General features: G+C 43.6%; 20 protein-coding genes, 1 pseudogene and 1 riboswitch. Of the genes and pseudogenes, 9 read left to right on the forward strand and 12 right to left on the reverse strand.

The window, feature by feature from the left end; all coding sequences use genetic code 11:
• Positions 1-132 precede the first annotated feature (132 nt).
• Positions 133-357, forward strand: a complete 225-nt coding sequence (locus tag MAS10914_RS0119925; RefSeq protein WP_017317710.1) for a DUF2281 domain-containing protein — start codon at positions 133-135, stop codon at positions 355-357.
• Positions 357-761: a type II toxin-antitoxin system VapC family toxin gene (locus MAS10914_RS0119930; protein ID WP_017317711.1), complete on the forward strand. Its 405-nt coding sequence runs from the start codon at positions 357-359 to the stop codon at positions 759-761. Before MAS10914_RS0119925 ends, MAS10914_RS0119930 begins: the two co-directional genes overlap by 1 nt.
• 87 nt (positions 762-848) lie before the next feature.
• Here the strand turns inward: MAS10914_RS0119930 and MAS10914_RS0119935 are convergent, their stop codons facing one another.
• Both MAS10914_RS0119935 and MAS10914_RS0119940 read right to left on the reverse strand, forming a co-directional pair.
• Positions 849-3,056 (reverse strand): O-linked N-acetylglucosamine transferase, SPINDLY family protein, encoded by a 2,208-nt coding sequence (locus tag MAS10914_RS0119935; protein WP_017317712.1) that lies wholly within the window; start codon positions 3,054-3,056, stop codon positions 849-851.
• Between the two features lie 110 nt (positions 3,057-3,166).
• A complete protein-coding gene (locus MAS10914_RS0119940; RefSeq protein ID WP_017317713.1) occupies positions 3,167-3,712 on the reverse strand; it encodes a type IV pilin-like G/H family protein in 546 nt (181 codons plus the stop codon).
• Between the two features lie 257 nt (positions 3,713-3,969).
• Between MAS10914_RS0119940 and trxB the strand changes: the two genes are divergently transcribed.
• The gene (gene trxB, locus MAS10914_RS0119945) at positions 3,970-5,346 is read left to right on the forward strand and encodes a thioredoxin-disulfide reductase (protein ID WP_017317714.1); all 1,377 of its coding nucleotides are present in this window, start codon (positions 3,970-3,972) and stop codon (positions 5,344-5,346) included.
• Between the two features lie 128 nt (positions 5,347-5,474).
• On the opposite strand, the gene MAS10914_RS0119950 is transcribed toward trxB, so the two are convergent.
• Together MAS10914_RS0119950 and MAS10914_RS0119955 are read right to left on the reverse strand one after the other, a co-directional pair.
• Positions 5,475-6,290 carry a tetratricopeptide repeat protein gene (locus MAS10914_RS0119950; protein ID WP_017317715.1) on the reverse strand — a complete coding sequence of 272 codons (816 nt, stop codon included), beginning with the start codon at positions 6,288-6,290 and terminating at the stop codon, positions 5,475-5,477.
• Positions 6,290-7,213: a ribonuclease D gene (locus MAS10914_RS0119955; protein WP_017317716.1), complete on the reverse strand. Its 924-nt coding sequence runs from the start codon at positions 7,211-7,213 to the stop codon at positions 6,290-6,292. Before MAS10914_RS0119955 ends, MAS10914_RS0119950 begins: the two co-directional genes overlap by 1 nt.
• Positions 7,214-7,845: 632 nt before the next feature.
• Here MAS10914_RS0119955 and MAS10914_RS0119960 point away from each other — a divergent pair.
• Both MAS10914_RS0119960 and MAS10914_RS0119965 read left to right on the forward strand, forming a co-directional pair.
• The gene (locus MAS10914_RS0119960; RefSeq protein ID WP_017317717.1) at positions 7,846-8,097 is read left to right on the forward strand and encodes a DUF6364 family protein; all 252 of its coding nucleotides are present in this window, start codon (positions 7,846-7,848) and stop codon (positions 8,095-8,097) included.
• Positions 8,094-8,507, forward strand: coding sequence for a PIN domain-containing protein (locus MAS10914_RS0119965; protein ID WP_017317718.1), 414 nt, complete (start codon positions 8,094-8,096; stop codon positions 8,505-8,507). Before MAS10914_RS0119960 ends, MAS10914_RS0119965 begins: the two co-directional genes overlap by 4 nt.
• A gap of 22 nt (positions 8,508-8,529) precedes the next feature.
• Here MAS10914_RS0119965 and MAS10914_RS0119970 read toward each other — a convergent pair whose 3' ends face one another.
• From MAS10914_RS0119970 to MAS10914_RS0119980, 3 genes are all read right to left on the reverse strand, one after another.
• Complete coding sequence (locus MAS10914_RS0119970; RefSeq protein ID WP_017317719.1) at positions 8,530-9,231, reverse strand: DevA family ABC transporter ATP-binding protein; 702 nt, start codon at positions 9,229-9,231, stop codon at positions 8,530-8,532.
• A gap of 81 nt (positions 9,232-9,312) precedes the next feature.
• Complete coding sequence (devC, locus tag MAS10914_RS0119975; RefSeq protein WP_017317720.1) at positions 9,313-10,488, reverse strand: ABC transporter permease DevC; 1,176 nt, start codon at positions 10,486-10,488, stop codon at positions 9,313-9,315.
• Positions 10,485-11,789: an ABC exporter membrane fusion protein gene (locus MAS10914_RS0119980; RefSeq protein ID WP_017317721.1), complete on the reverse strand. Its 1,305-nt coding sequence runs from the start codon at positions 11,787-11,789 to the stop codon at positions 10,485-10,487. Before MAS10914_RS0119980 ends, devC begins: the two co-directional genes overlap by 4 nt.
• Positions 11,790-12,055: 266 nt before the next feature.
• On the opposite strand from MAS10914_RS0119980, the gene MAS10914_RS0119985 reads away from it, so the two are divergent.
• The 4 genes from MAS10914_RS0119985 (at position 12,056) to MAS10914_RS0120000 (ending at position 16,676) form a co-directional block, all read left to right on the forward strand.
• On the forward strand, positions 12,056-12,910 hold the full coding sequence (locus tag MAS10914_RS0119985) for a TetR/AcrR family transcriptional regulator (RefSeq protein WP_017317722.1): 855 nt from the start codon (positions 12,056-12,058) through the stop codon (positions 12,908-12,910).
• A 181-nt stretch (positions 12,911-13,091) separates the two neighbouring features.
• A riboswitch (cobalamin riboswitch) is annotated at positions 13,092-13,234 on the forward strand.
• A gap of 42 nt (positions 13,235-13,276) precedes the next feature.
• A complete protein-coding gene (locus MAS10914_RS0119990) occupies positions 13,277-13,663 on the forward strand; it encodes a DUF1636 domain-containing protein (protein WP_017317723.1) in 387 nt (128 codons plus the stop codon).
• Positions 13,664-13,910: 247 nt separating this feature from the next.
• Positions 13,911-16,022, forward strand: a complete 2,112-nt coding sequence (gene argZ, locus MAS10914_RS0119995; protein WP_017317724.1) for a bifunctional arginine dihydrolase/ornithine cyclodeaminase — start codon at positions 13,911-13,913, stop codon at positions 16,020-16,022.
• A gap of 144 nt (positions 16,023-16,166) precedes the next feature.
• A complete protein-coding gene (locus MAS10914_RS0120000) occupies positions 16,167-16,676 on the forward strand; it encodes a DUF2085 domain-containing protein (RefSeq protein WP_017317725.1) in 510 nt (169 codons plus the stop codon).
• 349 nt (positions 16,677-17,025) lie between these two features.
• On the opposite strand, the gene MAS10914_RS33610 is transcribed toward MAS10914_RS0120000, so the two are convergent.
• The 5 genes and pseudogenes from MAS10914_RS33610 to MAS10914_RS0120025 form a co-directional block, all read right to left on the reverse strand.
• Positions 17,026-17,928: a pentapeptide repeat-containing protein gene (locus MAS10914_RS33610; protein ID WP_017317726.1), complete on the reverse strand. Its 903-nt coding sequence runs from the start codon at positions 17,926-17,928 to the stop codon at positions 17,026-17,028.
• 489 nt (positions 17,929-18,417) lie between these two features.
• Positions 18,418-19,440, reverse strand: coding sequence for an oligosaccharide flippase family protein (locus MAS10914_RS30600; RefSeq protein ID WP_051151130.1), 1,023 nt, complete (start codon positions 19,438-19,440; stop codon positions 18,418-18,420).
• Between the two features lie 200 nt (positions 19,441-19,640).
• Positions 19,641-20,561 (reverse strand): IS5/IS1182 family transposase, encoded by a 921-nt coding sequence (locus MAS10914_RS0120015; RefSeq protein WP_017314084.1) that lies wholly within the window; start codon positions 20,559-20,561, stop codon positions 19,641-19,643.
• A gap of 48 nt (positions 20,562-20,609) precedes the next feature.
• Positions 20,610-20,933, reverse strand: a pseudogene (locus tag MAS10914_RS0120020) (oligosaccharide flippase family protein); the annotation flags it as partial.
• 43 nt (positions 20,934-20,976) lie between these two features.
• Complete coding sequence (locus MAS10914_RS0120025; RefSeq protein ID WP_017317727.1) at positions 20,977-22,236, reverse strand: glycosyltransferase; 1,260 nt, start codon at positions 22,234-22,236, stop codon at positions 20,977-20,979.
• Positions 22,237-22,874: the final 638 nt, after the last annotated feature.

Here is a 22,874-nt window from a genome sequence, read left to right on the forward strand (position 1 = left end):
TCCTACAGAGGAGCTAACGCTAACGCGTAGCGTGCGCCAAGCGCATATTCTATTCGCCAAGGTTTGGTGCTTGCCTGTGTTGCCAGTGATATCATAAATATTTCAAGACATACGATGATTAAAGAAAGCATTATGAGTATCGAAGAAGCCATTATTGAGAATTTGCGAGCTTTACCTTTAGAAAAACAACAGGAAGTACTGGACTTTGTAGAATTCCTCAAAGCCAAACGCCTACCAAAGGTTGCTCCTCGGAGCATCAAGGGACTATGTGCCGATTTAAGTGTTCACATCACAGAAGAAGACATCGCAAAAGCACGGCGCGAGATGTGGGGCAACTTTCCTAGAGGGAATGTTTAATGACTGCTGTAGTAGCAGATACACACACAGTAATTTGGTACATAGTGGAGCCAGAGAGATTATCCGAAAATGCTTTATTAGCTCTTGAACAAGCCACAAATACAGGACAATCAATTTATTTATCGGCTATCTCAATTGTTGAAATTTGTTATCTAGTTGAGAGAGGTAGATTACCAGAACTCGTACTCCAACGTCTGCTGAATGCTTGCGATGCTATAGATACAGTCATTGTTACCGTACCGCTTAATCGTTTAGTAGCCGAAGCCATTCGCCAAATTCCCCGCGATACTGTACCAGATATGCCAGATCGCATTATTGCAGCAACAGCGCTTTACCTAAACTTGCCATTAGTTACACGCGATAGAAAAATCCTGTCCTTAGAAGAAATCGAAACTATTTGGTAATAGGTGATTGAAATAAGAACAAAGCCTGCGGCGGTAGACTTTGTTTGTATAACCATAAACTTCTCGTCTGAAGGCTTTTCAAACTTATTATCCTTCCATATACCTTTGCCACATTTGCTCGTAAGCTTTCTCCATCTCACGGGTAAATTGCTTGCCATTCCACAACGGAGCAGTTTGCCGCGACGCTTTCAGCTTGCAAGCAATTTTCTGCCGCAAAGCCTCATCTTTACCCAAACGCACACCCCACTCTACATACTCTTCATCTGTCCAAGCAATGCCTTCAGATATACCAGCATTCATCATCATGGTATAACTATTACGAGCGGCAAATTGTTCGCCGACTCTTGTCACCAAAGGAATGCACATCCAAAGCGTTTCTAGCGTTGTCGTAGCTCCGTTATAGGGATATGTATCTAAGACAACATCAGCAATAGCTAAATTTGCTCTGTGGACAGCTTCAGACTGATCTAATGGCAAGAATCGCAGGCGATCGCCTCCCACTCCCTCTTCTTCTGCCAACTGCATAAAAAATCTCTGAACAGCTTCTGTATCTGCTATCCCTTTAATCAAGAAATAGCTATTGGGAATCTCTTTGAGAATTTTCATTTGCAATCGTGCCGTATCGGGGTGACGCTTAAATCCTCTTTGAGCGCTAAGATAGACTACGGCATCACCAGGAATATCTAGAGAGTCGCGTCGTAGAGTTGGCACACCCACCTCAAAACCATCTACGGCTATATAGGTTTGGGGCAACCTCCAGATTTTTTCTGTATAGTACTCTTGAGCAGAGTCTGGCAAAACATAAGGGTCAGCAATAAAGTAATCAACTGCTGGTATTCCGGAAGCATCCCAACCCAACCAGGTTACTTGAACTGGTGCTGGTTTTAGTGCCATGATTTCACAAGCAACATCTAGCGTGATGCTATCAAGGTCAATCAAAATATCAATTTCATCCTGGTAAATTTTTTCAGCAATATCCTCACTATAAATCCCACCTTTATAGATATGAGTAAAATGCTGGACATACCATGCTTGGAGTGGATCGTTTATGGGTTTGTAGTTAATAAAATAGCCATACAGTTCAAACTGTTCGCGGTTATGATGCTGAATAAGCCATCGTGATAGCCAGCCTACTGAATGCTTAGATAAGCAATGGGATAAATATCCAATTTTTAGCTTGTTGGTTCGCCCTTCTAAAGTTCGCTGTTGGTATTTCTGTACCTTTTCTTTCGCATAATGCTGCACATTTAGCTGACAAAGTTGAGCTACTTGATTCTGAAGATATTTATTTTTTTGTGGTTCATCTCGTAAATAGGGGGCAAAATAGTTTGAATTAAACAGATACAAAACATTATATGCTTGTAGGTCTGTAGGTTTTTCTTCTAAGAGTAACATCAGAAGGTTTTCCTGCTGTTGGAAAACTTCACCAGCTTCTTCCCAATAAGCAGGAGCATCCATGAATCCTCGCAGCAGCAGATGTTTTGCAAAGACTTTATCGATTAATGTATTTGATAGTGAATAACATAACTTAGCTATCTCTATCCCCTTAGAATAATCATTTGCTTTTAAATAAAAAGCAGCCAAATGACGCAAAATTTCTATATTTTCAGGCTCAAGACGTAAACATAGCTCAATGAGTAATGCGGCAAATTTCGGTTGCAGCATCGAGTGGGCAATTTTAACGGTAGCTGGAACTAAAATATTAATGAAAGATTTAGGCTCGCGAACATGGGCTAGACAAGCTTCTGCAAACTCCAGAACAGAAGGATGTAAAGGGGCGTAATTTAGAATACTCTCCAATATCTGTAACAATAGCTGAATATCTATAATTTGTTCTGACTGAATTAACTCAATCACTCCAAGAGAAGTTAATTCTTCACCTGTAAACGTTTCTAGCTTTATAGCTAGATCAATTAGATGCAGCAGATTGTTCAGATCTGTAGGAGAAATTTCCCGCATATGTTGACGAATTGCCCAGGCAACTGTATAGTCTGCAAGCGTCTCCCTTCGCTGCGCTTCTGTTTGCAAAACCTCTATCAATTCAACTGTCCACTGCTCAATTTGTTGTGCTTCGCCTTCTGCCATGCCCAACATCCAAGTCACCTGCGCTTCTGCTTCTTGCCCCTGCAATAGCAACATTAATCCTAAGTTCCAGTAGTGAAATTTTACTTCTGGTTCTGCTTCAATAGCTTGCTCATAGCAACTAGCCGCTTGGCTGTAGTTGCCTTTGACGAAATATTGCTGGGCTTGTTGCTCTAAGGAGGTGAAATTAGTATGGAGTTTCACAGAAGTCATAGTCAAAAAATTTTAAGGCAGTATGTTGTAAATTATGAAAAAAAGCAAAGTGGATAGTTTGTACTACCCACTTTTAGTGTTCATTTAAACATTGATATAGCTAAATGATTTTACTTAGATTTAAGTACTGAGAAAGTAGCTGGACAACTGGGTTGCAGTTGTGGTGCGGTGCCACTAACAGCTGGATCAAGAGCTGTTGTTACTGCACCAACGGCATTAGACTCACATAAAGAAGCTAAAGTAGTTGCTTCACTCGTTTGTTGTTGCGAAGATAAAATCACAACACCAACATAAGATTTAAGGGCAGTTTTTGAAGATAAACCATTATTAGCAACCTGAGAAGCGTTCCCCTTAACTTCATACTTGTAGTTTTCGGTTGCGGTATTGATACCAAGCCCTAACTGATTTATGCCAGTCGAAAACTCAGCATTTTCCAAGTAATATGCTTGTTGAGCGCGGTTCATGGAACCAACATATTGTTTAGCTTCCGACTGCTTACCTTTGTTTGCTTGGTTGAGGAAGGAAGGCAAAGCAATAGCAGAAAGAATACCAATAATAATAATGACTACTAGTAGTTCAATGAGGGTGAAACCTTCGTCGTTCTTCTTTTTGTTAAGAATGTGTTGGAGAAATTTTGCTTTCAATTCGGTCTTCATACGTGTTTTCCTTGAGGTGGGGGATTGATTGAGTTCTAAAAGTAACTTACCCACTTCAATTTGGTTTCATATCATTTTGGTGAAAAATTTTTCTCCCCAATCATGAACAAAGGAAAATGGGAGAGGACAAAATCATAATTTCTTGTAGGATGGGTATCTTGCCTGTCCTGGGTTATGGGCAGTGTTCTCGCCCTTGCCCATCTCTAAAATAATTTGTTATACTAAGTCGTAGTCGTTACGAGTTTATATAAATAGTCATGACCAACCCGACAGTAGAAAACGTAGTGATTATAGGTTCTGGTCCAGCAGGGTATACAGCTGCCATCTACGCCGGACGGGCTAACCTCAAACCCGTTGTCTTTGAGGGTTTCCAAGCCGGGGGTTTGCCTGGTGGTCAGCTCATGACAACGACTGAAGTCGAGAACTTTCCTGGGTTTCCCCAAGGAATTACCGGACCCGAACTGATGGATCAGATGAAGGCGCAAGCGGAGCGCTGGGGGGCTGAGTTATATACAGAAGATGTTATTGAAGTTGATTTGAGTCAGCGTCCTTTCACTGTCCGCTCAGAGGAACGGGAATTTAAAACCCACAGTGTCATTATCGCTACGGGTGCGACAGCAAAGCGTTTGGGTTTACCCAACGAACATCAATTCTGGAGCCGGGGGATTTCCGCTTGTGCTATCTGTGATGGTGCTACGCCTATTTTTCACGGGGCGGAATTAGCTGTGGTGGGTGGCGGCGACTCGGCGGCGGAAGAAGCGATTTACCTGACCAAGTACGGCTCTCAAGTAAATTTGCTGGTGCGTTCCGAGAAGATGCGGGCTTCTAAAGCCATGCAAGACCGGGTTTTGAGTAACCCTAAAATTAATGTTCACTGGAACTCAGAACCAGTGGACATCTTTGGTAACGAAAAGCACATGGAAGGGGTAAAAATCCGCAACACTAAAACCGGCGAAGAGAGCAAACTGCACGTTAAGGGATTATTCTACGCCATTGGTCACACTCCCAATACATCTTTATTTAAGGGACAACTAGAACTGGATGAGGTAGGCTACATTGTCACCAAGCCTGGTTCTCCAGAAACAAGCGTAGAAGGTGTTTTTGCCGCTGGCGACGTACAAGACCATGAGTACCGTCAGGCAATTACTGCTGCGGGGAGTGGCTGTGCGGCGGCGATGTTAGCAGAACGCTGGTTGTCTTTCACTGGCTTGATTCAGGAATTCCATCAAAAACCGGAAACTCCAGATAATGAATTAGAACATCAGCCAGCCGAAACCAAAACCGAGGAACAAAAAGCCGCTGAATTTGATTTAGAGACAACTCGGCATCAGGGGGGTTATGCTTTGCGGAAGCTGTTCCACGAGAGCGATCGCCTAATTATCGTCAAATACGTCTCTCCTGGCTGTGGTCCTTGCCATACCCTCAAGCCGATATTAAACAAAGTCGTGGATGAATTTGACGGTAAAATTCACTTTGTCGAGATTGACATCGACAAAGACCGAGACATTGCCGAAAATGCTGGTGTCGTAGGAACACCCACAGTTCAGTTCTTCAAGGATAAGGATCTTGTGAAGGAACTCAAAGGCGTCAAGCAAAAGAGCGAGTATCGCCAATTGATTGAAAGCAATTTGTAAGTCGTTGAATTCACGTGTCCAATTGCCTGGGAATAAATTCTCTAACCCAGAGTTAAGTACAGCTTTGCATGAATTCGTGACGTTTGAATTTGTAGTAAGTGCTTTAGCACTAAAGTGCTTACTACGAACTATTTTTGTTCAATTTCTTGCATATTGTTCATGACTTGTTGATAGAGTTGTTTATTATTCTGTTTCTCAAAGATTTGTGCCGATCGCTGGAAATCTTCCATAGCTTTCTGTTTATCTCCTAACGCAGCATAAGCATTTCCTCGGTTATTGTATGCTGCTGCAAAGTTGGGAGCAAGGAGAATGGCTTGGTTGTAGTCTGCGATCGCCCCTTCTCTATCTCCTTGGGCGGCGCGGGCGTTTCCACGATTATTGTACGCCACAGCAAAGTTAGGATTGAGATTAATCGCTTGGCTGTAATCGTCTATTGCGCTGTTTCTATCTCCATTAGCCGCAAAAGCATTTCCCCGATTATTGTACGCTTCGGCGTACTTGGGATTGAGGCGAATGGCTTGGCTGTAATCTTCTATCGCCCCGTTTCTGTCTCCCTGGGCGGCGCGGGCATTCCCTCGGTTATTATAAGCTTGAGCATCGTTGGAATTGAGGCTAATTGCTTGGTTGTAATCCGAAATTGCCTCCTGTTGGTTCCCCATATCAAACTGGGTAAGTCCCCGGCTATTGTAAGCAGCCCCATAGTTGGGATTGATGCTAATCGCTTTAGAATAAGAAGAGATCGCGCCTTGTGAGTCTCCTTTAATCTGCTTATATTGACCCTGAATGTAAAAGTCCCTAGCTTGAGATGGTCGTGCTGCTGGACGTCCTGCTGGACGGACGCCTATTTCTGTTACCAATACATCGTCGTTTTTACTACAAGAAACGGTTGCAACGGCAACAAATGTGGTAAGCGCAGCTATGCAGACAACCTTCATCTTTCTCATTATTCATCACTGTTTTGGTCACTTTCTTGATTTTTGGGAGTCAGCCGCCAAGCAGTGGTTTTCTCAATATCTACAGACAGTTGTTCAAGGTTTTCTCCTAAATCTTTTTGCAGTTTCTGAGTTAGTGTGATGGGAAAATCTAAATCGATGTTTTGAGTGTGTGCTAGCCTTGCGAGTTGTGTAAACAGCACTTTCACCGTTGTTCGCTCGTAAGAATTTAACTTGAAATATGAGCTTTCTGATAAATTCTGAGCCAGCATAGCTTTTTTTATTCGCTCTTGTAAATGTGCGAATTCTGAATCTAACAGTTTCCACTGTTGCTCGATCTGTGCATATCTTGCATTCAGTGATGTTAAGTTTTCCGTCTCCGGTTCTGGGTTAATTTCTTTGTTTAATTCTATCAAACGTAGATGCACTTGAGCAAGATAAATGCAGTCTAGGTAAGCATACTCTATTTGTTCTTCTGTTAATGGTCGCTTTCCCCAGTCGCTGCTTTGTTCTTGTTTATCTATATTCTTAAAATGACAAAGTTCCGTAGCTAGAGTTTTTAGTTGATAGTTGGGTAATGGCAAGGCATAGGAGGGAATTTTTTTTGCCATTTCTAAAGTGCAAGTAATATTTTTTGCTTTCTTGCCACCTAAAAATCTCACATCAAAGCTAGCATTATGAAAAACTTTTTCAATATTGGAATTGACCATAATTTTGTCAATAAACTCAAAGGCAACATCAGGCAGGTCGAGGACATCTAAAACAAAGGTGCGCTCGCCACTCAAATCTTTTGGATCATCCAATACCTGAATCAGCGATAGTCTGGGATTACGACTTTTATATTCAGCTATTTCTGTATCAATCCACAAAATGCTAAGTTTGGTATATTCAGCAACAAGAGAACGGATTTCGCTTGCTGAGGTCAAGTATGGCATGGGCTAATTTTTCCTGAAAAATGGGGCAGGGTAATTTAAGATACAGTTTCCCAAATTACCATTTTCTTAGTTATCTTTCTGTCGTTATATCTAAGTGAAGGTGTCAATTTTAATTGTGTTGCAGGATGATTGAGTTTTATATTCAAAGCTGGATAACCTAAACCGCTAGCTCAAGTCATTTTATAAATGTACGTCTTTTGAATAAATAATCCTGCTTCTTACTGCCCATGCGCTACTTTGTCTTAGCCACTGACTACGATTGGCAGTCGCAGTGCTGGCGTTGTTGAACTTATTGATCAACTACTTGCTTCAGATTTATCGGAAATAGATGCCCAACTGGAACGGCACAATATCTTGTTGGGTACGCGCCAAGATGGATCTGAAGTACATATGAAAGCTTATGGCTCCAGTATATTACTAGCTGGCACCTCTGGCGGCGGCAAATCTACCTTAGCAACAGGCGTGCTGAGGCCCAAAGGGCTTACAGACACGCTACGCACATGAAGAAGCCTGCGCTTTGCGCTTACGCTCCAAGTTAAAAGTTAAAAGAGAAAACTGGATATTCTTTCTTTTGCCTTTTTACTTGTTTTGACGTATATAATCGGAAAAAGTATACGTCATTGATATGCATTATGCAAACGAAGCTGACTTTGCGCTTAGACGATTCACTGGTCAAAAAAGCTAAGAAATGGGCAAAAATTCATGAAATCTCTCTTTCTGAGGCAATAGCCACTTTTTTTGAGCAACTCCCAGATCCAGACCAACCGTTAGAACTGAGTCACTGGACTCAGAGCCTAGTGGGAATCCTCAAAATAGAAGAAGACATTCCTGAAGATAAATTGCGCCAGCAGTACCTAGACTACCTTGAGGATAAATATCGGTGAAACTGGTGCTGTTTGACACTGATGTGGTTCTGGACGTGTTGCTGCAACGCCAGCCCTTCTTTGCAGCCTCGGCACTAGCACTTGATACAGTTGCTCATCTTAAAGTAGAAGGGTACCTTGCTGGTCACGCAATGACTAATCTGTTCTATCTTTTGCGGCGACATTTGGGCACAGATAAGAGTCGAGAAGCTTTAAACACATTGATGTCTAAGATGCACGTAGCCGCAGTCACAGATGCTGTGATTCGGGAAGCACTTGCGAGTTCATTTCCTGATTTTAAGGATGCGGTGACTCATGCAACTGCTAGAGCCGAAGGGATAGAGGCGATCGTTACCCGCAACATCAAGGATTTTCGTATGGGAACTATCTCTGCTATGCTACCAGAGGTTTTCCTGGCAACTCTAATTTAAGTTGCACCAGCAGTTTTATCTGTTACTCCACCATAGCAACAGCATTAGGATTTTTTGCTAAACGACCATCTTCCATATAGATAATGCGGTCGGCAATATCGAGAATCCGGTTGTCATGAGTAACTAACAATATTGTGCAACCATTTTCTTTGGCAAGACGTTGCATGAGTTCTACCACATCGCGACCAGATTTTTTATCGAGTGCTGCTGTGGGTTCATCAGCAAGCACAATTTTGGGTTCTGCAACCAAAGCACGAGCGATCGCCACCCTTTGTTTTTGTCCACCCGACAGGTTATCGGGATAGTAATTGCGGCGTTGCTCTAATCCTACTTGCTCTAGCATGGCAATAGAGCGGGTTTCCATCTGTTCTAAGGTCATATGTTTGTGTAGTTCCAAGCCCATCTTGACGTTTTGTAATGCCGTTAAGCTACCATGCAGGTTGTGTGCTTGGAAAATATAACCGTTATTGCGTCGCGCCAGTGTTAGTTCTGCTGCACTAGCACCGCACAGTTCTTGTCCCAAAACACGCAAACGACCTTCCTGGGCAGAACGTAATCCACCCACCAACGTGAGCAGCGTCGTTTTGCCGGAACCAGACGGACCTGTCATAATGATAATTTCACCAGCGTTGATTTCCAAGTTGATGTCAAACAAAACTTGCTTCTTGAGTTGATTGTGACCGAAGTAGTGGTCAAGATTCTCGATAGAGATGACAGGCTCCATAACAATTTTGGATTTTAGATTGTGGATGGGTAATTGTTAGTTGTTAAAAATATTACTAACTACTAACTAGTAACTAGTCTCTTAGAACATATCAGCAGGGTCAGCAGCTTGGAGTTTGCGGGTGGCGATCGCTCCAGAAATCACACACATAGTGATGGTTAGCATGAGCACCACCAAGGCTCGTGTTAAGGTCATGTAGATGGGCAAATTTGTCGCATTTCTTGTCAGATGGTAAAGTCCCAAAGGAACTATCGTTCCTGGAATAAAGCCCAGAAATGCTAAGATAAGAGTCTCTTCAAAAATGACTCCTAGCAGGTAGAGATTGTTATAGCCCATGGCTTTGAAGGTGGCGTATTCCTTCAGGTGAGCATTCACATCGGTGGAAAGGACTTGATAGACGATGATGATGCCGACGATGAACCCCATCGACACACCCAAACCGAAGATAAAGCCGATAGGGCTTTCTGTCTGCCAGTAGTTTTGCTCAAACTGGATAAATTCCTCATGGGTTAGGACTTTAACATCCTCAGGTAAGTAGCTTCTCAATGCTGCTGCTACCTGCTTTGGGTCATAGCCTGGTTCAAGATAAACCAAACCCAGATTGATATTGGCTGCTTCTTGTTTGGGAAAAAGCCGTAAAAAATTTTGATCGCTGGTAATCAGGTTGCCATCAGCCCCGAAGGAAGTCCCTAATTTGAATAAGCCATTGAGAGTGATGGTGTGGTTTTCAACTTCGGTGGTAACGGTTTTACCTTGTTCAATTTGGGCAATTGCTTCTTTGTAATCTCCTTTAGAACCTTGGTCGAATAAGAAGGTATCCGGCAGCTTAATCTTATCCAACTGTTGGTTTACTTCCGGTAACTGGAAAGTTGGTTGGTCAGGATTGATCCCAATAACTTGAATTGATGTTTCGCGACGAGTTTGGGGATTTTTCCAGGCGATGATACTGACATACATTCCTTCTGCCGACTTCACTCCTGATATGCCGGATGCTTGATACAGTCGTCGCCGAGAAAATGTAGACAGATTTTGCATATTACGAGCTTTGGGACTGACTAAAACAATGTCTGTCTGTAAAACTCGGTTGAGGCGAGTATTACTGTCATACAGTGCATTCTGAAAGCCAAGCTGCATGAACATCAAAACATCAGCAAAGGCAATGCCTGCCAATGCCACAAGCAAACGACTTTTTTCATGGCTTAGTTGCAGCCATCCCAGCGGTGTTCGCCGCTGTAACTGTTGTATGAATCCAATCACAGTGCAATCACCGCCTTGACTTGCAAATTAGTAAATTGAGCAGCTTTTTGGCTAGAGGCATCATCTAGTCGTACATGGACTTCAACCACTCTGGCGTCAATATTGCTACTAGGGTCAGTATTGACTACACTCTGGCGACGCACCTGTAAGCCGATGCGATCTACTTTTCCTTGCAATTCACTAGGTAGCGAATCGCTGATGACCCGCACCTGCTGTCCCGGACGGACTTTGCTGACATCACTTTGGTAAACTTCTGCAACAGCATACATTTGGTCGGTTTGTCCAATCTCAGCGATGCCATCATCTGACACTACTTCACCAGCGCGTGTGTGTATATCCAAGACTTGACCGGCTTGGGGCGATCGCACGTAAGCCTGTGCCAAATTTTTCTTAGCCTGATTCACTTCTGCTATGGCATCATTGACTTCTGCTTTTGCCGCTTCCACATCTAGTGGACGCACCTCGGCTATTTTCTGGAGTGTGGCTTGGGCTTCATTGAGTTGTTTGCGACCAGTGATGTTAATGCGGGTGAGGACTGCTTTGGCTTCGCTGAGTTGTCTGCTACTCGTGCCATCAATCCGGGTGAGGACTGCTTGAGCTTCTCTCAACTGCTGGGTTGCAGTGTCTAAACTGAGGCGCTTACTGTCAAATGAAGACTTAGAAATTGCACCTTCAGAATGTAGCTGCTGATAGCGCTCATATTCGGCTTGAGCATTGTTGCGTTCTGCCTCTAGTTTTCCAAAAGTTGCCTGTTGTGCTATCCTGTCGCCTTCCCACTGCGCTTTCAGCCGGGCGATCGTTTCCTCTTGCGCTGTCTTCTCTCCCTCCCACTGCGCCTTCAATCGGTCAACCTGAGCCTTTTGCGCTTCAATTTCACCGCGTTTTGCACCTGCTTGAACCTGAGCAAGGTTTACCTGCTTCACTCTCACTTGTTCCTGTGCCTTGAGTACAGCAGCTTGAAGGCGGTCTTTGCTGTCAAGAATGGCAATTACCTGCCCTGCTTTTACTTTGTCCCCTTCCTTCACTAACAATTGCTCAACTCGATTCTCTTGACTAGATGTAGGAGCTGAAACTTTGATGACCTCTCCGTGTGGCTCTAGCCTTCCCAAGGCACCGACCTTTGTGACTTTAGGTATACTAACTTGGGACGTTTGGGTTACAGACTGCTGTGACTGGAACTGCCGAAACCTGTAGGCTGTCACCCCGCTAACAACAAAGGTTGTAGCAATTGCCAGTATCATCAGTGGGCGACGGCTATGTTTGAAGAATGCAGAACCACTAGCTGTTGCATCACGCACCATAAGGTGCCTCCTGATTCTATGGGGACATAGATAAACTATACAGTTTAGTTTACCTTCTTTCAACTATACTGTACAGTACAATTATGTCAATAAAAATTTTCAAAGCAGTGCTCAGTTGCCCCCCTCGTATTCAGGAAGATTGTTGTATCCCTACAGGGGACACAGCTGTTGCTACCCTCCTGGAGCTTACGCTCCACAACCCACTGCCTCCTTTATTGCACAAGGGTTGAAAACAGCCATAACCTGCTAAAAGTAGAGATAGAGAAATGAGAAAGCCAGAAACTAATAATTTAGATCGTAAGTTGTCAGAAGAAAAAGTTGATGCCATTCTGGCAGGTGCAATACAAGAGTTTCTAGCACATGGCTTTGCTGCTACAACAATGGATCGGGTGACAGCAGCAGCTGGTGTGTCTAAAACAACGGTGTACAGCCATTTTCAAGACAAGGAAGGACTGTTTACTGCCCTCATGCAGCAATTGATACTAGAAAAATATTATGCATCGTTTAACCCTCAAAAAGCTCAATTAATGCAAGGTGAAGCGTCTACGATCCTGCGCCATTTAGCATTCAGCATGCTAGATAACACTATAGGTGACCAACAGGTGCTAGGATTAATTCGCTTGATAATTGGCGAGTCTGGACGCTTTCCGGAATTAGCCAGAGCCTTTGTTCGTAATCTTGAAAAATCATTTTTGGAGGATCTGTGCCAATTCCTCGCGTCTCGTGTTGAACTCAACTTACCAGATCCAGAAGTCGCTGCACGCGTCTTTGTTGGGACATTACTACATTTCATCCTGGTTCAGGAAGTCCTGCATGGCAAGGAAATTCTACCAATGGAGCGCGATCGCCTTATTGACAACTTGATTGACTTATTGACTATTAATCAGACTCCAAAGCATTTAGCCACAGATCAGTATTCAGGGACAAGGCAGAAATCTTCCAGGCGTAACCGTAAGGATTCAGGAAAATTTGAGCGAGACTATCGCTCTGAGCCTAAACGTTTACGTTCTATTAGACTCACAGACACAACTTGGCAAAAACTGGCTGTAATAGCAGATAAAAATCAACTCACCCGCAGTGAGGTTATCGAAATCATTGCTCGTGATGGTGAACTACATTGAGGAATGAGATTGAGAGGTAGGAATTGGCTACATTGTTGTGTATATACATGGCTGATTCAAGTCTGTGTGGTTATTTAGGACAGTGATACCAAATTCATAGGTCAAATTATGTATATACATGGCAAGAAAGAGCAAAGTGAAAATGATTGAGCGTTAAACATTCGCGCTAGTACAATTGGTATATTATGAACAGATAAACGGTTCTGGTGGGGGTCAGCCACTAGAGGTAACGGGGAAAGATCGGTGTAAATCCGGCGCTGTCCCGCAGCTGTGAGCAAGGATTTCCTTGTGAGTCAGAATGCCCGCCGACTAGTTAACTTCTGCTTTAGCTCATCTACGAGGTATTAGGTGAAAGTGCAACATACAATGTTTGTTTGTACCACTTGCTCAAGTGTGTGGAAAGACGGAAAGCGGGTTGGTGAAAGTGGTGGAGAAAAGTTATTAAAGGGATTGCAACAACAGCAGCAAGACTGGAAATTGCATGAAGAATTTGCGATTCAGCCTGTAGAATGCATGAGTGCATGCGATCGCTCTTGTGTTATCGGTTTCGCTTCTGTTGGTAAATATACTTATCTTTTTGGTGATTTGTCGTCTGATTTGTCTATTGCAGAAATTGCTGCGGTGTTAGAGTGTGCCAGTAAATATTACACTTACCCTCAAGGCTTGTTACCCTGGGCAGAAAGACCAGAACCACTCAAAAAAGGAATTTTGGCAAAAATTCCTCCTTTATCTGTGCCAATGTTAGGAGAATAGTTAATCGTCATTGGGTTATCAATGCTGAAGCTTGCACTAACGTGATATATAGCGGCTAGAGCGCAAACGTTGGTTGTTTCAGCCTACTCCCCATCTTCTCTTACTGCCTCCGGGATAGAATAGAGCATAGCCTTTGTGCCGCCTTTTAGAGAAAGGCAAAATCCTAGTAACAAGCTATACAGAATTGATTAAACAAAAATCTGTATTCAATAAAGGCTGATTGCATCTAACCCAATTGTGATAATTTATGAATTCCCGGATTAGCTTTTTGATGTGCGCCCCCGACCACTACGATGTAGATTATGTGATTAATCCCTGGATGGAAGGGAATATTCATAAGTCATCGCGCGATCGCGCCGTAGAACAGTGGGAACAACTGCATCATATCCTCAAAGAACACGCGATTGTTGACTTAGTAGCACCGCAGAAAGGTTTGCCGGACATGGTGTTTACGGCAAATGCTGGCTTATTGCTGGGCAAGACCGTGGTTCTCAGTCGCTTTTTACACAAAGAGCGTCAAGGGGAGGAGCCTTACTTTAAGCAGTGGTTTGAGGAAAATGGGTATACTGTTCACGAATTACCCAAAGATTTGCCCTTTGAAGGTGCAGGGGACGCACTGCTAGATCGGGAAGGACGCTGGCTTTGGGCTGGATACGGTTTCCGGACAGAATTAGATTCTCACCCCTACCTGGCAAAATGGCTGGATATTGAGGTGCTATCGTTGCGCCTGATAGACGAGCGCTTTTACCATCTAGATACCTGCTTTTGTCCCCTAAAAGATGGTTATTTGCTGTACTATCCACCCGCGTTTGATTCCTACTCCAACCGCTTAATTGAAATGCGGGTACCACAAGAAAAGCGGATACCCATTGCTGAAGCCGACGCGGTCAACTTCGCCTGCAATGCGGTGAATGTGGATCATATCGTTGTGATGAATAAGGCAACGGATGCACTGAAAGCACGCCTTGCAGATGCTGGGTTCCAAGTGATTGAAACGCAGCTGACCGAATTTCTCAAAGCTGGTGGCGCGGCTAAATGCTTAACCTTGCGAGTGACGGAACCAGTACGGGAAGAAGTCCATGCCAATGTGTCGGTGGAGAGCAGGGTATTACGTATAGAAGGACACTTGCTTGACTCTGGCTTGATTAATCGCGCTTTAGATTTGATTACCGACAATGGCGGTAGTTTCCAAGTGCTGAATTTCCACTTGGGAGAGCAGCGACAAAGTACCTCACAAGCAGAGGTAAAGGTATCCGCGCCTTCTCATGAGGTGATGGAAAGTATCGTATCACATCTGATTGATTTGGGCGCAGTGGACTTGCCCCAAGATGAGCGCGATGCCAAACTCGAACCCGTCACTCAATCAGGGGTCGCTCCCGATGATTTCTACGTTAGCACGATTTATCCTACTGAAGTGCGTCTTGGTGGTTCGTGGGTGAAGGTGCAAAATCAGCGGATGGATGGTGCTATTGCCATTACTCAAACTCCCACAGGGATGGTAGCAAAGTGTAAACTACTACGCGATTTAGAAGTAGGCGAGCAGGTCGTTGTGGATGTCCAGGGTATCCGCACCGTCCGCAAAACCGAATCGCGGGAACAGCGCAATGCACAAGAATTCAGCTTTATGTCGGCGGGAGTTTCCAGCGAGCGGCGAGTGGAACTGGTCGTCGAGCAAGTGGCTTGGGAATTACGTAAAATCCGCGATGCAGGTGGTAAAGTTGTTGTCACGGCAGGACCAGTGGTGATTCACACCGGAGGCGGCGAACATCTAGCGCAACTGATTCGAGAAGGATATGTGCAGGCGTTGCTGGGTGGAAATGCGATCGCCGTCCACGACATTGAGCAAGCGATGATGGGTACATCCCTTGGTGTGGATATGAAGCGGGGTGTCGCTGTACGCGGCGGACACCGCCATCACCTGAAGGTGATTAACACTATGCGTCGTCATGGTAGCATTGCCAAAGCTGTTGAAGCTGGGGTGATTAAGAGTGGCGTAATGTATGAATGCGTCCGCAATGGAGTCCCGTTCTGTCTTGCAGGTTCGATTCGGGATGATGGTCCTATGCCCGATACAGAGATGGATTTGATTAAAGCACAAACTGAATACGCTCGACTGCTCAAAGGTGCAGACATGATCTTAATGCTGTCATCGATGCTGCACTCGATTGGCGTGGGGAATATGACTCCTGCGGGGGTGAAAATGGTGTGTGTGGATATCAATCCAGCTGTGGTGACGAAATTGAGCGACAGAGGTTCGATAGAATCAGTTGGTGTGGTGACAGATGTGGGGTTGTTCCTCAGTCTGTTGATGCAGCAATTGCAGAAGTTGACGAGTCCTTATATTAGTAAGGTAGTTTAGGAAACTACGCAGAAAGTACGGTGGGCAATGTTCACCCACCTTACAGCTTTGCATGAATTCGTGGTGTTTTAATTTGTAGTAAGTGCTTTAGCACTCTTCGTGCTGACTACGAACGACCATCCTGTACTAAGAAAGGGAGAGATGATGGAAGGAGTAATTTTCAGAAGACGGCGAAAAATTCGTTGGGTGAGTGCAATCGCAGACTTCTTATTAACAGGGATGGTTGTAGGACCGCTTGCTGCTCCTTTTCTTGCTGCGTCTGGGTTGCCGTTGTTACCCTTAATTGCGAATATTATTTATTTTATGGGTCGTCATGTGTGTCCGCAGCCAGATATGGGGGTAGCGTTGGCGTCACCGTATATTATGGCTGTGTGTATGCGTTGCTATGGTACTGTGGCAGGGTTGCTGATAACGCGTTTGTTGTATGGGGTGACAGGTGGTAAGGGATTTTACTGGTTAAGCCAGTATGGTTGGAATGGTGCGGCGCTAGCGAGTGTGTTAATGATGGCTTATCCCTTGGAATTGGCGGCGCAGGTTTTGGGTTGGTGGAGTTTTAATAATTACGTTGTCACAGTCTTTGGGTTGATGACTGGTTTGGCATGGGGTTTGTTTACTATGCCAATATTACATGGGTGGGGACGCATCAAATCCTGAGGAATTTGGGGAATTCTATAATAGAACTCTTGCAAAAGTATATTTTTTATATAAAATCACAGATAGACACCGATGCACACCGATATTTATCTGTGTTTATCAGTGTCCATCTGTGGTTTAATTTTCAAGATTACTCACTTTTGCAAGAAGTCTAATATCCAGTGAATTGACTATAAAATAATTAGCCTGCGAAGGCAGAGAGAAGTCCTGCAGGCGGGTTTCGCGCCGTAGGGAACTTCGGAGCTTAGTTTGTGTAGCCGCAGACTTCAGTCTGACGAAATTATGGGTATATATAGGGATTTGATATTACACCAAGTCAATACACCCTACAAACTAAATTATGATAATTTTACTGAGGAGATTGAGTTTCATTTGGCATAATAGCTCCTGCCAGATCTGCTCCTGCTAAGTTGACATTAGATAAGTCAACGCCAGTCAAGTCAGCACCGCGCAGCTTAGCCGTACCCAAGTAAGCACCCTTAAGATTAGCACCACGCAAGTCAGCGCCCTGTAAGTATAAACCGCAACCGACGCTAAAACCACGCAGGTCGGCACCACGGAGATTGGCACCTTTGAGATTAAGATTACAGCCAGCACGAGCACCCCTCAAATTAGCGCCTTCCAAGTCAGCGCGTTCTAGGTTTTTATAACCTAAAGTAACACCAACCAGATAACAATTTGAGCATTTCTTAGTTCTGTTTAAAGTTTCCAGATTCTTATTTGCGTCATCAACACTATATGAATTATTAGTTTTATTTGCAGCAACTGAAGGTGCAGCAGTAGTTTGAGGCTGGTTTGAAATAGATGAAGTTGGAGCCGCAGACGCACCTGATTTAACGTCTGGTTCACCTGATTTGCTTAAGTTTATAACTCTGGTTGTACTTTGTTCGTTTTCTAAGTTAATTGTGAAGTTTTGAGTCGGGTAACCTGCTTTACTTAAATTGACAACAACATCACCTTTACTAGGAATTTGAACTTTAGCATAACCATTATCATCAGTCGATTTCACTTCAGGCGCACCATGAGAAATGACTCGAACTTTTACCCCCGGTAAAGTTTCCCCTTGTTCTGTTTGTGTAATGAGTTCAACCTCTTGCTTTTGCACTACGCCAGTTTCTGATTTCGGTGCGATCAAACCCCTAATTTCTGGTACTGTTGCCACAGTAGCGACAGTACCAACAATAGCTAAAATAAAGCCCCATTTAGTAAAGTTAAACTTCTTTCTGTTTGGGGTTGTGGGGTTTTGGCTCATGGTTTTATTCTCAATTGAGTGGTGATTTTACCTGTCATAGAGTTAGCGACGAGGCATACGCTCAATTTCTCAACCAGCGGTAAGGAGCCTCGCTAATCTGTAAAATGACGTCTAAGTGTTTGTTATGCAGTATGCTGAGGGATTATTCGCAGCCTTACGAGAAAATCAGGATAAATTTTTATATCTTAAGGAATTTTTTACTTTATGCTCAATAAATCTACGCAGAATGGAGCCAATCTCCTTGACAATTACATACATATCTGCGTAGTCATACTTTTCTCGTTCCTAGCTTATGGTGCAAGACTCTTACAGCGGTTTGCAATTAGGTGAGGTACACAAAGAAATAATGAACCACAGATGCACACAGATGGACACAGATAAAACAGATGGACACAGATAAATTAGTACTTCATTCAGATGAGAAGCGCTGTAAGCATCGGGGTTAGGGGCAATGGGTATTGACCCAAATGTAGGGGATTAAGTAAATAGCTAAAGGATGGCTTGAATAGGTAGTCCAAAACCTAGGGAATGCCTGATGATGAGAAATAGTGCGAGTACGCCGATAAAAAAGGCTGTGCTCTGAATATCCTGCACTATCAAGGAGAGTTTTTCACGCCAAAGCCCATAAAGGCTGACTATGTACAAAGGCATATCGCTGAGTGCAATCAAGATTATTGCTCCCAGGGTGCCGAAAGCGGAAAATGCCAGAGGTATTCCTAAACCCATGACTACAAATCCAGCTAGATTGCTTTGGGCTGTGTATAAAGGCTTACCAATCGCTAAAAGAGCAGGGTTGGTCGTGTGAAATAACACGGAAAACCAAAAACCGCAGCACAAAATCGGCATCATCCAGGTTGCCTCGGCATACCTTTGGTCATAAAGTACTGCTATGATTTGATCGCCAACAGTCACGAGAACAGCAAATAACATCGCAAACCCCATCAGTATCAGCCGACGTTGGCGGAGAATCTTGGCCCGTAGAGTTGAGCGTGACTGGTCAACTAGGCTGGCAATTGCGGGAAAAATGACTCGATGGCTCAGTTGTTTAACGATTTCTCGGGGTATACTTGCTAGGGTAAAAGCGACTGTGTAGACTCCTAAAACTTTAAAAGACAGTAGCTTACCAAGAATGAGGCGATCGGCTTGCTCGTTTAAAAACGTGACTGCGGTTGCTAGAAACATCCATCTACCAAAGAATAGAATCTCTTTAACTGCATCCCGATCCCAAGCGAAGCGATTGGAATATCCTGGTATTAACCAATGGGTACCTACCATTCTGTATACTGCACCTGCTACGACTCCAAACGCTAACGTCCAGATACTCGGTCTCCACCAAGACCAAAGAATTAAAGTAGACAGAGTCAAAACCTGTATGAGCAGGTCAAACCGGATTAACTTACCTAAGTCTATCCGGCGCTGGAGAGTATGTATGGTACTGGAACTGAATCCATCGAAAATTGAGGACAGTCCTACGATGGGAATTAACCAGAGGAGGCGCTGGTCATTAGACATCTCCGAAAATACTCAAATTGTTTGCCGAAGTGACTTTTAGCGTGCGATTGCCCAAGGGGCACTGCGCTTCGCGCAATCGCCAATTCCAAAAGTGAGCTAGACAACACGTAACAATAAGGGTTTGAGATGTTTCTTATTAAGAAGAGGGCAAAAATAAGTGGCTATGTACAGGAATTGTACTTGAGAATTATTCCGCTCTTTTATGATGAGAAAACTAAGGTTCCAAGTCGGAGTCTTACAAGTCCACAAATAGTCATAATTATTTGTTCATATTTATTAGGATTTAACCGAAACCGTTCTTGGGCTACTCGGAATATTTTCACGACACGAATTAAATGTTCAACAAATATTCGTTCCTTGGCCAATTCTTTATTTCGTTCTTTTTGTTCCGGAGTTAATTCTTGTTTTTTTGGCTTTTTCGTTGGGGTCTTGATTGATTCTTCTCCTGCGTATGCTTTGTCACCATGAAACCTCTGATTGGGGTCAAATCCTTTTTGATGTTCTCGAAATAAATTGATGTCACTTTTTGTTCCTGGTTTTCCTGCTACTACATCAATAATATCTTTCCCCTCAGGTAAAACGATAATTTGATTTTTCATAGTATGGTTTTTCTTTTTGCCAGAGTAATATTCTTTTTGCTCTTCATATTCCCCAGGTCGCTCTCTTGGCTGTTCATAGCTATCTACTATTAGCTCAAACTCGGTTAAAATTTCTTGAACAACTTGGTAGTCACTTGAGTTTTTTTTTACCTGCTCAAGTAGGCTTGGTGGTAATAATTCTCCTAGAATTGGAAACCAATAATTGAATGTATCGTTTGCAGTTGTCTCACTTACCCCAAATTGGATGCCCAGCAATTGAAATGTTGTTAAATGTCTGAGATATGTCAAAGTTAAAATTATTTGCTCTTCCAACGACAGTTTAGGTCTGCGACCTCCTCCACCCGCAATAATTCTTACCTTTTTAGACTCAGATGATACTTGTTTTTGGTTATGCACCTCTCTCGCTTGTTCTAAAAGTTGCTCTAATTGCTCATACTTGAGACCAATTAAACGCTGTGCATCTAGAGGATGATGTTGAATATGCTCAAATAGAGAACCCACAATAGTTTGGTAAAAATACATTTGTATATGATTTTACCAGGAATTATTTATTTTCCGGAGATGTCTATTGTAGAACTTTGCTGCTGGTAAGGTAATCAGTAGGAAAAACAACCACAGTATCAAGCCACGAATTGCTTGTAGTGTCCAGGCGGTATTCAGAAAAACAGGATCTTCCCCCCGTTTATTGTTGACAATACTTTGAGGAATACCGAGGTCTGAGAATAAATCTAGGCCACTTCTAAGGGTATTGACCACAGCCATCAGACCAAAATACTCTGGTACTAGCAGGCGAGTCAGGATCAGGTTACTGCCAAAGCGAAGGATCTGGCTAGTTCCGTAACCTAAAATTGTCCAGATTGCACCACGTATGGCAAGCTTTTTTACAGATGTCATAAATTTTATCAAGAGTGGGTAAGCTAGTTGACTGAAGTCTTGGTTAGTTCCGCAAGCTCACCTGTAGTTGGTAGTGACAATGCAGATCCTGAGAGTTGTGTTGGCTATATCGGAACAAATTCGCTAACTTGCTTGCTTCTTGTGCAAGATTGTGCTGTGCTTTCACGGATGCAGCCCCAGCTTTACCCATTTGCTCGAGATTTTCTGTTGGGAGTTGCAAAACCTCACGCATCACTTCTGTCAAAGCTTCCACCGAACCTGATGGTACGAGCCACCCGTTGATACCTGGCTTTACCAGTTCAGGAATTCCTGCAACATAGGTGGTAATGACTGGACGCTCCAATGCTAATGCTTCCATGATGACTACAGGTAGCCCCTCTGCAAAGCTAGGCAAAATCAGAGCACGAGAATTCATAATATATTTTTGAACCTCAGCACTACTAGCCCAACCAGTCATCTTTACCTGCTTCTCAAGACCGTAGTCTTTGATTAAACTTTCTATTTCTGGTCTCAAAGAACCGTCACCTACCAGAGTCAAATTGCACTGCAAACCAAGAGCCGCTAGCTGGCTAACTGCTTGGATCAGCAGCAGTTGTCCTTTTTCTTCACAAAGGCGACCAACGCAGACAAAGTTTGGCTCGGATGATATCGCTGTTGTGTTGCGGTTGAAAAAATGATTGTCTAAACCACAACGAATCACATGAATCTTTTTCCACTGCTGGTGGTTACACCACCGATAAAGCTGGCTTCTACTAAAGGAGCTAACAGTGACAACAAATGCAGCTCGATTTATCTTCTGAGTCAGGGCTAAACTTTCAGGTTCATCAAACTCATATGGACCATGAACCGTAAAGCTGTAGGGTGGTCCGCCGATCGCATGACACAACATCGCCACTGTGGTTGGGTTGGTTCCGAAGTGAGCATGGAGGTGAGTGACCCCTGAGTTACGAAACCAATGCAGCAGCACGCAAGCTTCAGCTAAGTAAATGATATGGTAAAGAACTCCCCGCTCTGAAGCCCAACCAACTTTGAGCGCCAACCATAGACCCCTCAGCCAGGGAATTGGTCTTGTTATAGCAACGGCTAATAGGTTAAATAGCAAGCCCAAAATACCTACACCCAACACGACTTGAGTCTTCTGGAATTCCAGTTTGTCCTCTGGGTCAACCAATTCTTCAGATTCGCACGAGCGGATCGAAAAGCGTGCTACTGGTAGACCGCAAGCCTCAATTGCAGCAATTTCACGCCGAATAAAGGTGTGGCTCACCTTTGGGTATTTATTGACTAAATAGGCAATTTTCATCTTGACCTCAGATGGCGCTGCAAAAAGTCTCACAGTCAATAAGACGCCTGACAAAATTGACCAAAATTAAGGGTGTAGGGGTACAGGGTGTAAGGGTGTAGGGGGGAAGAAAAAACGATATTTCTGTACACCTTGCGCCGGAAGCAATAAGGGTACAAGCCTCCACCAAAATCTATGATTTGGTGGTCAATAATTAGTGGTGGGTACAAGCCCCCACTAATTATGTCCCCTACACCCGCGACCCCCCTATTCCCCTATCCCCCTAGTTTTTGACTCTTCATAAAAAGGAATTCCAATTGCAAAGAGCTATTGAGTGTATCAGCAAGTATTTATACTCGTTTTTGCCAACTCAAGATGTAACAGTAATATTTTTTCAAAGGAAAATCAATTTATTTGTGTGAAATTTATCTTTAGATGTGCTGATACTTTTTTAAGTTACTGTAAATATTGAGTTAAGAATCCTGAGTCACTGATAAAACACTGAAATCCTTAAGGAAGCGAAAATAACAGGGTATGAGTTGAAGAAGAATACAGAACTCAGAACTCAGAATGCAATGCCCGTTGGGGATAACGCCTGCGGTGACGCTCCGCGTTCGTGGAGCGTGCGCTTGCGCTTACAGACCCGCTACTAATTGAAG

Source organism: Mastigocladopsis repens PCC 10914, from assembly GCF_000315565.1.
Taxonomy (GTDB): domain Bacteria; phylum Cyanobacteriota; class Cyanobacteriia; order Cyanobacteriales; family Nostocaceae; genus Mastigocladopsis; species Mastigocladopsis repens.